The sequence below is a fragment of the Campylobacter sp. RM12640 genome, assembly GCF_020137595.1.
Classification (GTDB): Bacteria; Campylobacterota; Campylobacteria; order Campylobacterales; family Campylobacteraceae; genus Campylobacter_E.
In genome coordinates this window covers 1-11,306 of sequence record NZ_JACGAU010000036.1, presented here as the reverse complement: position 1 = coordinate 11,306, position 11,306 = coordinate 1, and the positions used below count along the sequence as shown (strand labels likewise).

Genomic DNA, 11,306 nt, shown 5'->3' with positions numbered 1-11,306 from the left:
GGATAGCAATAGCCAAGATAACAATGTATTTAACTTTAAAGTATTACAAGGTGATGAAGGTGGATATTTCAACAACTTAACTGAAATTCCAAATGGTGGTAGAACATTTGATACTACTCCAACATTTGTTGGTAAATCAGTTGCTAATGATACAATAGTATTAGGATTTGTAAAAGCTAATAATGCAACAGGACAAGATGAATTAATTATGAAAGAATTTCAAGCTGCACCAGATGGAACATTCAAATATACTCCTGATTTAACAAACAGAGTAGATGGTAGTGGTTGGGAAGTTGGAACATATAAAGTATATTTATCAAGCTTAAAAACAGGACTTGTTAAAGAATTTGCATTTACAATAGACCTAAATACAGCTAAAGATGAAGTAGCTAACGATAACAATGCTAATGTAGATGTGGTTGTTCCAAGTGAAGTTGTTGTAAGTAATAATCATATTACAATCAATGAAGGTATTTACTATCAAGCAAATAGCAATAGTGCTATTGAAAAAATTAATGGTTATGTAACTGATAGCGTAAGCCCAGTTATTACAGGAACTGCAAAACCAGGTTCAGAATTAATAGTAAATCTAGTTAATGATGCTACAGGTAAGGTTGAAAGCTGGACAAATATTACAATTTGGGATAGCGGTAAATTTGAAATCGGCTTAACAGGTGAAAAAGGCAACTCATATCATTATGAAGTATTTGATTGTGTAGCGTGCAAACCAGTTGGCGAACCAGCAATTAGTCATACTTTTGAAATTAACGCTGGTAACTTTATTAACCTTAACCCAAGTGCAATTTTAGGAGATGATGCTGGAATTAGTATTCCAATTATTAAAGAAGAAAAAGTTGAAGCTAAAGATGAAACTAAGGTAAATGTTGGGGATATTTTAGATACTCAAAAAGATATCTTTAATGAAACTATAGCTCAACCAGCACAAGTTCAAGAAGGTTATATTAATCTAAAACTAGGTTCAGTTGCATTTGATGCAGCTTCTAAAGACTTAACACATTTAGATGAATTTAATAATATAAACCACCACTCTTAATATATAACTTGAGCTAGTAACAACTAGCTCAAGCTTTTATCTTTTTATAATCTTCAAAATTTATTAGAATTTTAATTTAATTATTATTTTTTTTAAGTATTCAAGCACAATTATTTTATATTTTTATTGGTTGTTATAAGTATATTTGTAATGGGTGTATGTTATATATAGCAAAATTTTTAAAATATTTGATTGTAAAAATCACTTAAAGCTTTGTATAATAGAGTTTTAAAGCTTGAAAATTAATATATAAAACCATGCACTTATAACACATATATATTTTTTTATGAAACTTTACAAAATATATAATATAAATCCTATAAATGAGTATTTTTGTGATTTTGAATATGTTTTAAGGTTTTAGCTAGTGTTAAAATAAAGTTAAAAAAATATACTTTATAAAATTCCTTGAAATTCTAATACAACGCAGTTTTAAGTTAATTTCTAAAATAAATCAAATTCTAAAAATATCTTTAATTATAACTTAAAATATAGTTAAATTATATGATTTTTAATGAGTATTAAAATTAAAATGAATAATTTTATAAAGAAATTAATAAGATGCTAAATGATTTAAAATATACGCATTTATAAATAATACTAGCAACAAAATTAGTATTCACTTACAAAATTAAGTATAATAATATTTTTACTTATGTATTATTAATAAGATTTCGTATATTTTAAATTAGATTATTATGATTTGTAATTTTTATAAGAAATAAGAATATTTGATAAAATTAATTTAAAAGCAGTCTTTAAAGACTGCTAACATTATTTATAGTTTTTGATTGATTCTTCAAGTATTTTTGTAGCTTCAGCTATGCCTTTAAAATCTTGAACTTTTACCCATTTACCTTTTTCTAATGCTTTGTATGTTTCAAAAAAGTTTTTGATTTTTGCAAGTTTGTGTGGTGCTAGGTCTTCTAAAGATTTGATATTATCATAGCTTGGATCAATCTTGCTAACAGGAACTGCAAGTAATTTTTCATCCATACCGCTTTCATCTTCCATAATTAAAACACCAATTAAACGGCAAGGAATAACAGCACCTGCTTGAACTGGGTATTCATTTAATACAAGCACATCAACAGGATCACCATCAGCTGCAAGTGTATTTGGCACGAAACCATAATTTGCTGGGTAAAACATAGCCGAATACATAACTCTATCAACCATGATTGCCCCACTATCTTTATCTAGCTCATATTTAATATTTGAGCCATAAGGAATTTCTATAACTGCATTTAATTTCTCTGCATTTCCACTTTTAATTTTTGTAATATCCATTTTTTTCTCCTTGATTAGATTTTTTTCTTAATTTCTTCACTCATATTTGCAACAATTTCTTCAATTGTGCGTTCGCCGTTGATTTGTATATGTAGATTTTTTGCTTTATAAAAATTTAAAATATCAGCTAAAGGCTCGGTATATACTTTCATACGATTATTAAATACTTCTTCATTATCATCAGCACCCCTAGCACGACCTAAAACTCTATCTTTTGCTACTTGTTCGCTTACAAATACTTCAATAACAGCACTAAGATTTACTTCGTTTGATTTAGCTAATTCGCTATCAAGTGCGTGCATTTGTTCAACGCTTCTTGGGTAACCATCTATTAATATAACATCACTTGGAGCTTTTTTAAGTGCACTCATAATTGTATTTACAACTATTTGTAAAGGCACTAGATTTCCTTTTGAAATAAGCTCGTTTATTTGTTTTCCTAATTCGCTTCCACTTGCAACTTCAGCTCTTAATAAATCGCCTGTTGAATAGTGTGTGTAGTTTTCGTTTTTAGCAATTATGCTAGCATCAGTAGTTTTACCACTACCAGGTGCTCCTATAATTAAAAATAATTTTTTCATAGTGTTTCCTTTCATAAAATTAAATATCTAAAATTACTTTAGTTGCTACTGCAATTTGGTATAAAATCTGAGTTATTACACCGGTTACTTGAAGGTTGTAAGTTTCAATTTTAGGCAATACTAATACTGAATCTCCTTCATAAACTTTAGCATTTTTATCACTGCTAAAAGTTCCTAAGCTTATTTTATCTGCTTTTCCATTAGCATGTATTAATAAAATTCTTTTTTTATCAGCTCTAGTATTTAAATCCCCAGCCATTTTAATATAATCTTTTATTTTTAATTTATCTTGATGAATAAATGCACCAGGAAGAGCAACTTCTCCTTGAATTACAACTAAATTATTTTTGCTAGGTATATTAATAATATCATCATTTTCAAGAACAATTGAAGAATATAATTTTTCATCATCAATTACTATTTGTCCTTTAGGCTCAATTGCTCTAGCTCTTTCAATAAACTTTAAAATATTAGTTCCCCAATTATCTCTAATTTTTGCTTCTTCTGAAGTAGCTGAAGTTGTGGTTAGTGCTAAGGTTTCTAACTCTTTTAGTTGGGCTTCAATTAATTTTTTTTGAAGAGCTGCTACGCTTTTTCTATACACTTGCACTGCTTGTTTATTAGATAAATCATTCATATTTAATAAACTAAGAGCTTCTTGCAATGTAGTTCCTTTATCTAAAACTAATGAATGTAAGCTATTGTGTTCGCCTTCAATTTTTATGTTTATTTTATCCGTTGTGTAATCTGGTCTAAATTCCACTTCATCGGCATTATTAATATATACATTTTCAAATTCACTTTTTTTATAAGTATTTATACGGAGTTTGTTATTTTCATCATAACTTTTTATGATTGCATTTGTTGCAGTTGGTTTTGCATTAGATAAAATAGCTAAATCATTTAATGTTTTTAAATTCTCTCCTAATTCAAATCTATAAGGCTTTAATACATCACCACTAGCACTTGCATAGCCATTGATTTGTTTTACTAAAATTACATCGCCATTCTTAAACATAGAATAATCTAATTTGCCATTTAATAAAAAATCATACAAGTCTATTTGTTTGATTAGTTGATTATTTCTTAGAATTTGAATATTTCTAAAGCTTCCATATTCAAGATTTATTCCACCTGCTTTATCAATGTATTGAATTAAAGAATCCGAGCTAAGCCCTTCATAAAGTCCTGGTTTATTTACATTTCCCGTAACAAATACTGAAATATTTTGGTAAGTATCCATATCTGCGTATGAATATACATTTGATTTATAGGTATTTCTTACTTTATTTTGAATAATATTTACTAAATCTTTATTGCTAACTCCTAACAAATGAATAACTCCAACTTGTGGAATAAATATATTTCCTTGAGAATCAACGCTTGATTTTTGTTGTAATTCTACTGCACCCCAAAGCTTAATATTTATTATATCTCCTATTGCGATTTTATAATCTGGATTATAAATATGTTTGCTAAATTGCTTAAAATTACCTGAGAATAGGTGTGCTCCAAATGTTTTATTATTCACTTGTTGCGATATTTCTTCTTGAGTATTATTTACTGCTATATTTGCTACATCAACTGCAAATGCTAATATTGAAAATACTAATATATAAAATATTTTTTTCATTAATATCTATGCTCCTCTATTATTGAATATGTAAATTTAATAATTCCAAAAACTAATGTTAATATAAAAAATACTGAGAATACATCATAAATTACATTTGGATATATTGCAATTTCTGATAAAACCGGCGAAGAAATTATAATAACTTGTTTTAACTTTTTATTAGCTTCTAGTCTTGATTTTTCATAAGATGCTAGGGCTAATTTATAAGCATCTTCAGCGAATTTTAATTTAAAACTAAGATTGCTAAAATCAATTGCTAAATAATTTAATTTGTCATTTTTATCTTTTGAAGTTAATTTATTAGCTTCTTTTTTTAATTGAGATTTTAGTGCGTCTAATTCTGATTTCAATGCTTTTACTTGCGGAGTATTTGAGTTTAAGTAACTATTTAATGTGGCAAGTTCTACTTCTTTTGCTATTATTTTTTCTTCTATTTGTGTTTTTATAGCTGATTGGGTTTTTGCTTGACTTACAGGGTCTAGCATAGAATTTGTATTTTGAAATTTATTTATTTCATCTTGGGCTTTACTTAGTTCTAAACTAGCTTTTTCTAATTCTTCTTTTGCAAAACTCATTTGCTCTCTTGCGATTTTATGTGATATTTCGTTTATGAAATTTTCACTTTCCTTAAGTATCGTATCGGCTATTTTTTTAGAATCTTCTGGAGAAAATGCGTTAATTTTAATACTTAAAAGTCCGGTAATATCATCATAAACTACCTTTATTCTACTTTGATAATATTTTAAAAAATCTTCTTTTACATCAAGATTTTTCAAAAATAATTCATAATCAATTTTTCCTTCATACATAGCCTTGATATTTATATCTTTTTGTAAAATTGCTAGCATATCGTATGAGTTTATATATTCTTTAAGATACATTAAATCTTCTTTAGATGAACTCGTAAGTCCTATTATTGGTATTAGGCTAGATGTATCAGTAGTAGTGCTTGTAGATTTTACTCCAATTATTGCTGTGCTTTCATATCTTGAACTTGCTATAAAAGCAAAATAAATCAGTGAAATTAAGCTTAAAACTATGATAATTTTAAAGCTTGTTATAAATTTTATAATCTTTTTTTTCATTAGCAACTTTCTTTATATTTATTAATTCCTTCATCTATATCATCATAGATTGTGGCTATTCCATTGTCTAAAAAAACTATTTTATCACACCAAGTTTTTATTTCGTTAATATCGTGTGAAACCATAATTACCTTTGATTTTGATAATTTTTCTTCATATACTTTTCTACTTTTTTCTCTAAAAGATGGATCGCCAACTGCTCCTGCTTCATCTATTAGATAATAATCAAAATCAAAAGCCATGCTAAGACCAAATGAAATTCTACTTCTCATACCTGATGAATAGCTTCTAATAGGCTCATCAAAATAATCTCCAAGTTCAGCAAATTCTTTTACATATTCTATTTTTTCTTTTAAAGCTTCTCCACTATATCCGTAGATTCTAGCTATGAATTTGATATTATCTCTAGCACTTAAGCTTCCTTGAAATCCACCTGCAAATCCAACAGGCCAAGAAATACTCTTATCAATTATTACTTTACCACGATTAGGAATGTCAAGTCCGCCTAAAATTCTTAGCATTGTAGATTTTCCTGCACCATTTTTTCCCATTAGACCGATTGAGCAATTATCAGGAAAAGTAAAATTTAAATCCTTAAAAATATAATGCTTTTTTTTATTGTTTAATACAAAGTATTTTGTGATATTTTCAAGTCTAATCATGCAGTGCCAAGCTCCACTCTTTTTTTATAATATAAGCCAAGACTAAAAAATAATAAAACTAAAGTGCAAATTAAAGGATATTCAATATTAATTTGAGTTACTATAGGGTAGGTTTCAAAATAATTTTCTTTAAAAAGTTCAATTATATGCAAGATTGGGTTATAAGCTAGAATATCTATCATCTGATTTGGCACTATCCATAAAGGAAACATAATAGCAGAACCAAAATACATCATAGTAAGTGCATAACCTATAATATTTTTTATAACATCTCTACCATAAAAAACAACAGCTAGTAAAAGTCCTAAAGCAAATGCAATAATAACTAGCCAAATAAACATTAAAAGACTATAAACAATATTAAATGGAATAATATTATAGTTTATAAAAAACCCCGTTGTAATCATTAAAATACAAAAAATAATAAAATATAAAATACCTTCTAGTAAGGCTCTAGCTAAAAATACATGAATAGGACGAACTGGTTTATAAGTAAATAAACTTTTATTAGCTTCAATTCCATTCATTATAAAATTAACAATATTTCTAAACATAAAAAACGGAACCATACCTGATATTAAAAATAAGCTAAAAGGAACTTGTGGTAATAATCTATTTCTAATTAAAGTAAAAATTACTAGCATAAATAAAACATGCATCATAGGTTCAAGTATAACCCATACATAACCTAAAGTTGGGTTTTTACCAAATCTAGTTTTAAGCTCTCTTAAAATAAGCGCGTTTATTATATGCCACATTTAATTTCCTATTTCAAATTCTTTGAAATTTAAGTAAAAATTTGCATTATATTGATTGTTTTTTAATAAATATCCTTGGAATTTCAAGTATAAATCATAATCGCTTACAAAATTATGAGCATTTTGCCAAAAGCTATCAAGGTCATTTTTATAGACTAAACCATCTATATTATAAATTGCATTACCCAATACTATAGTAGGGCAATTATGATAAAGTGCTTGCATTCCCACAGTGCTATTTATACATATACAGCCTTTAGCATTTTTTAAAAGATTTGGGATATTTCCACGATGAATATAAAACACCTTATCACTTATACCAAGTCTTTTGGTAAGTTCATTTATAATATTTGAATAATCAGTATATGCAATATCTAATGGGTGATGCTTAAATATCAAAACATTATTATTTGTTCTATTTTTAGCAAATGATTTTATGGTTTTTACTATGAATTTTTTCATACCTTTGTCTTTAAAATGTTTTTTTATTTGACTATCGTTATGCACTTGAAGAACTGCTAAAAAGTATTTTTTGGAATATTTTTTAGCTAGATTATCTACATTTTTTTCTAAAATTGAATATTTAGCTTTTCTATAAAAATGTCTAAACCATCTAAAAAGCTCCATTATATTTAGTGGTCTATGATAGTTTTTGTTATTATAAAATACTTGAAATATAATGCTAAATGTATAATACATTAAGGCATAAAAAGCCATTATTTTAAAACTTGACTTAAATAGTTTTGAGTTTTCTTTATAAGTATTTAGTTTTTTATAATCATTTTTATTTTTACTCATAAGTGAGTTTGCATTAACGCCAGTCATTTCGCAAGTAATATAATTTGGCCTTAAATATCCTTCTTCAAATACATATATTTTTATATTTAATTTTTTAGCTAAATTAATTGCTATTTCATGAATTGGCCTAGTATCGCCGAATAATATAATGCAAGTGATTTTATTGAGTTTATAAAAATTATCTAAGTATGATTTAAGATTGTTTAAACTTCCTTTGTAATTATATTTTGATGGATAAAATATAAAATCACCCGCAGTAAAATTAATTTTATATATTTTATTGTTTTTATTAAGGTATTTGCTAAAACGCTTAAAAAAAGGCCCTAAAGGTCCTTGTAAAAATAAAATATTTTCATTATTAAATTTACTTATTAAACTATTTATATTCATACTTTCTTTCACTTAGAATACTACCCCCACAATTTAGTAATATTGAGCGTGGGGGGGGGTATTTTAAAAATTTTTTAGTTATATTAACCTAAACTTATTAACTAATTAATTTTTAATTATTTCATCTAAAAGTTTAAAGGTAAAATCATTGATTTCTTTTAATTTATCTTCGCTAATACTTTCAAATCTAGCTACTAAATAAGGGCTAGTATTACTTGCACGAAGTAGTGAAAATCCATTTTCAAATTCTAATCTCACTCCATCAATTTCAATTAGCTTAGCGTTTAGATTAAGAGATTTTATTTTTTCTTTATAAGTATTTATTATATTAAATTTATCACTTTCATTTACTTTTATTTTTATTTCATTACTTGAATATGCTTTAGGTAAGTTGTTTAAAATATCAATAAAATTAGGATTTTTTAAATATAGCTCAATAATTCTTAGCATAGAATAAATCGCATCATCGTATCCATAATATTTGTCATTAAAAAATACATGCCCGCTAAGTTCTGCTGCTAAATCCACATTTAATTCTTTTATAGCTTTTTTGATATTTGAATGACCTGTTTTACACATTGAGCAAGTTCCTAGCTCGTTAATTTTATCAAAAATCACTTTTGAGCATTTAACTTCACAAAGGATTTTAGGATTTTTAATATTATTTGCAAATAGATAGCAAAGCTCATCACCTTTAATGATTTTATCTTTTAAAACACATACAATTCTATCAGCATCTCCATCAAAACCAAAGCCAAGTGTCGCAGTATTTTTAACATAGTTATTTTTATAAAGTGGAGTAGGGCAATGATGAGAAAAATTGCTAAAATTAAGCTCGTTTTTAATAGCAAATAGATTTTCTTCTTCTGTTGGGTCTGGCTCGTGAGATTTAAATTCACCATCAAATTCACTAAAATAGTGAGCGTATTTAATATTTAAAATATCTAAAATGTTTGCTACAACTTCACAAGCTGCACCACTAGCCGTATCAATTGCTAGATTTATATTGGCGTTTTTAAGATGAGCGAATTCTTTTTGCAAAAACTCAATATATTTTGTTTTAATATCTAATTCTTCATATTCGGCATTTTCAATCTTATTATCAAAATCTTTTATGTGATTTGCAACTTCAGTATAAATATCACTAAGCTCTTTTGCAAAAAAACTTTCTTTATTTATAGTGATTTTAAAGCCATTGTATTCTTTAGGGTTATGTGATGCTGTTATCATAATATTTGCATCAATTTCATAAGCGTAATTGCTAAAATACCCAAGTGGAGTAGGAACAAGTCCAAGTGAATAAACCTTAATTCCTGCACGATTTAGCCCATAAATTAAAGCATTATTTAAGACTTTATTACTAAGTCTTGCATCATAGCCTACGCTTACGCTTTTTGCGTTTTTACTAAGCATAATTTTACCTATTACAAAACCTAAAGCCTTAGTAAAACTAGGACTAATCTCAGTCCCAAAAATCCCCCTAATATCGTATTCTCTAAATATGTGTTTCATGTGTATTTCCTTAATTTAATATCTTTAAAAAAATCTTTTGGTCTAGTAATTAATTTTCTTAATTTAGATTTTAAGCTATATTTATTATATTTTTTATCATAAGAATATAAACCTATGCTATTTTCAATGTTATATTTTTTACATAATTGTTTTAAATAGGTTATAAATTCTGGTAATTCTCTGTCATCTTTCCAAACATTATTATTTTTATAATCATACTCTTTCATTTTTTTTATAAGTAAGTCTTGGTTAGTTGATTTTTTGAAATAAAATTTATTAAATAATGGTCTATCATGCCATCTATGAATTAATATTAAATCTTCAAAAAATAATGGAAGTGTATAGTACGCCATATACTTTCTAAAACCTTTTAGGTTTGCAACTATATTTGAAGTTTCATTAATATAATAATCATTTGGTTTTTTTGCGATAGGGTTGTTTGCAATTAATCTATGAACTAATTCTAGGTCTTCGCCACCATGACCTTGAAAATTTATATCAAATAAGCCTATATTTTTTAAATACTCCTTGTTAATAATCATAATAACCCCATTAAGACCTATATTTTCTATAAGTTTTCTAGAACCTTCTAAATAGCTATTTTTTAATATAGATAAATTTTTGTTTGTTTCAAATTCTTGTGTTCCTGTTTTGGTTAGATATACAAATGGAATTAAAATAAATTTTTTTATATTAGTTTCTAATTCTTGATTTACTTTATTTGATAATTTAATAAAAAAATTACCATCATTTAATAAATCAATATCGTAAAATAATATATATTTTTTACTAGAATGTATTATTGCTTGGTTTCTAGCGATTCCTGGAGAAAATGGATTTTGATATTTAGTGTGTATAATTTTTATATTTGGGTAGTTAGATTTTAATATTTTATTTTTACTAGCATCAGATATTATAAATTCATAGTTTGTATTTTTAAAATATTCAATTAACTCTAATGCTCTTTTATATATGAAATGTTTTTTATTTTTATAACACACAGTTGAAATTATACTGATTTGCATTTTTATCCTAAAATATTAAAAATTTTTAAAGGTTATTATGACATACAAATATAAAATTACACATTTAAATGAATTTTTTTATGATTTTAAAATTAAATTATTTAAAAAACAAATATTTAAACTACCTTATAAATCATATTCAACCTACACAATAGTCTCAGCTGTTTATAATGTAGAAAAATATTTAGATGACTTTTTTACTTCAATAATAAATCAAAGCATAGAATTTGAAAAAAGTATATTTTTAATAATGGTAGATGATGGTTCTACTGATAATTCAGCCAATATTATTAAAAGATATCAAAAGTTATATCCAAATAATATTACTTATATTTATAAAGAGAACGGCGGTCAAGCAAGTGCTAGAAATCTTGGACTAAAATACGTTAAAACTACTTGGGTAACTTTTGCAGACCCTGATGATTTTTTAGATAAAGATTTTTTTAAAAATATAGATATAGAAGTATCAAAAAATAAAAACCTTGCAATGCTAAGTGCAAATATAATCTTTTATC

At 26.0% G+C, this 11,306-nt stretch carries 11 protein-coding genes; 2 read left to right on the top strand and 9 right to left on the bottom strand.

What is annotated here, in order from left to right; all coding sequences use genetic code 11:
* Nucleotides 1–1,054: hypothetical protein (locus AVBRAN12640_RS09450; RefSeq protein WP_336612998.1), on the top strand; the 1,054-nt coding region annotated here is incomplete at its 5' end.
* Between the two features lie 774 nt (nt 1,055–1,828).
* Here AVBRAN12640_RS09450 and ppa read toward each other — a convergent pair.
* From ppa to AVBRAN12640_RS09405, 9 genes are all read right to left on the bottom strand, one after another.
* On the bottom strand, nt 1,829–2,344 hold the full coding sequence (gene ppa, locus AVBRAN12640_RS09445) for an inorganic diphosphatase (protein ID WP_214118956.1): 516 nt from the start codon (nt 2,342–2,344) through the stop codon (nt 1,829–1,831).
* A gap of 14 nt (nt 2,345–2,358) precedes the next feature.
* Nucleotides 2,359–2,925, bottom strand: coding sequence for an adenylate kinase (locus AVBRAN12640_RS09440; protein ID WP_214120548.1), 567 nt, complete (start codon nt 2,923–2,925; stop codon nt 2,359–2,361).
* Nucleotides 2,926–2,944: 19 nt separating this feature from the next.
* Nucleotides 2,945–4,558 (bottom strand): polysaccharide biosynthesis/export family protein, encoded by a 1,614-nt coding sequence (locus tag AVBRAN12640_RS09435; RefSeq protein WP_336609068.1) that lies wholly within the window; start codon nt 4,556–4,558, stop codon nt 2,945–2,947.
* On the bottom strand, nt 4,558–5,646 hold the full coding sequence (locus tag AVBRAN12640_RS09430) for a capsule biosynthesis protein (protein ID WP_214118964.1): 1,089 nt from the start codon (nt 5,644–5,646) through the stop codon (nt 4,558–4,560). The genes AVBRAN12640_RS09435 and AVBRAN12640_RS09430 overlap by 1 nt, the downstream gene beginning before the upstream one ends.
* Complete coding sequence (locus AVBRAN12640_RS09425; RefSeq protein ID WP_336609069.1) at nt 5,646–6,308, bottom strand: ABC transporter ATP-binding protein; 663 nt, start codon at nt 6,306–6,308, stop codon at nt 5,646–5,648. Before AVBRAN12640_RS09425 ends, AVBRAN12640_RS09430 begins: the two co-directional genes overlap by 1 nt.
* Nucleotides 6,305–7,066 carry a capsule polysaccharide transporter KpsM gene (gene kpsM / locus AVBRAN12640_RS09420; protein ID WP_336609070.1) on the bottom strand — a complete coding sequence of 254 codons (762 nt, stop codon included), beginning with the start codon at nt 7,064–7,066 and terminating at the stop codon, nt 6,305–6,307. Before kpsM ends, AVBRAN12640_RS09425 begins: the two co-directional genes overlap by 4 nt.
* The gene (locus AVBRAN12640_RS09415) at nt 7,067–8,266 is read right to left on the bottom strand and encodes a capsular biosynthesis protein (RefSeq protein ID WP_336609071.1); all 1,200 of its coding nucleotides are present in this window, start codon (nt 8,264–8,266) and stop codon (nt 7,067–7,069) included.
* 93 nt (nt 8,267–8,359) lie between these two features.
* On the bottom strand, nt 8,360–9,766 hold the full coding sequence (locus AVBRAN12640_RS09410; protein ID WP_336609072.1) for a phosphomannomutase/phosphoglucomutase: 1,407 nt from the start codon (nt 9,764–9,766) through the stop codon (nt 8,360–8,362).
* Complete coding sequence (locus AVBRAN12640_RS09405; protein ID WP_336609073.1) at nt 9,763–10,791, bottom strand: glycosyltransferase; 1,029 nt, start codon at nt 10,789–10,791, stop codon at nt 9,763–9,765. Before AVBRAN12640_RS09405 ends, AVBRAN12640_RS09410 begins: the two co-directional genes overlap by 4 nt.
* 37 nt (nt 10,792–10,828) lie before the next feature.
* Here AVBRAN12640_RS09405 and AVBRAN12640_RS09400 point away from each other — a divergent pair.
* Nucleotides 10,829–11,306 (top strand): glycosyltransferase family A protein (locus tag AVBRAN12640_RS09400; RefSeq protein ID WP_336612997.1); only part of this gene is annotated, 478 nt, incomplete at its 3' end.

Excerpts from the sequence above, each read along its gene's own strand:
- AVBRAN12640_RS09425 (WP_336609069.1), bottom strand. The coding sequence starts at position 6,308 with ATGATTAGACTTGAAAATATCACAAAATACTTTGTATTAAACAATAAA.
- AVBRAN12640_RS09435 (WP_336609068.1), bottom strand. The coding sequence starts at position 4,558 with ATGAAAAAAATATTTTATATATTAGTATTTTCAATATTAGCATTTGCA.
- AVBRAN12640_RS09410 (WP_336609072.1), bottom strand. The coding sequence starts at position 9,766 with ATGAAACACATATTTAGAGAATACGATATTAGGGGGATTTTTGGGACT.
- AVBRAN12640_RS09405 (WP_336609073.1), bottom strand. The coding sequence starts at position 10,791 with ATGCAAATCAGTATAATTTCAACTGTGTGTTATAAAAATAAAAAACAT.
- AVBRAN12640_RS09440 (WP_214120548.1), bottom strand. The coding sequence starts at position 2,925 with ATGAAAAAATTATTTTTAATTATAGGAGCACCTGGTAGTGGTAAAACT.
- AVBRAN12640_RS09430 (WP_214118964.1), bottom strand. The coding sequence starts at position 5,646 with ATGAAAAAAAAGATTATAAAATTTATAACAAGCTTTAAAATTATCATA.
- kpsM (WP_336609070.1), bottom strand. The coding sequence starts at position 7,066 with ATGTGGCATATAATAAACGCGCTTATTTTAAGAGAGCTTAAAACTAGA.
- ppa (WP_214118956.1), bottom strand. The coding sequence starts at position 2,344 with ATGGATATTACAAAAATTAAAAGTGGAAATGCAGAGAAATTAAATGCA.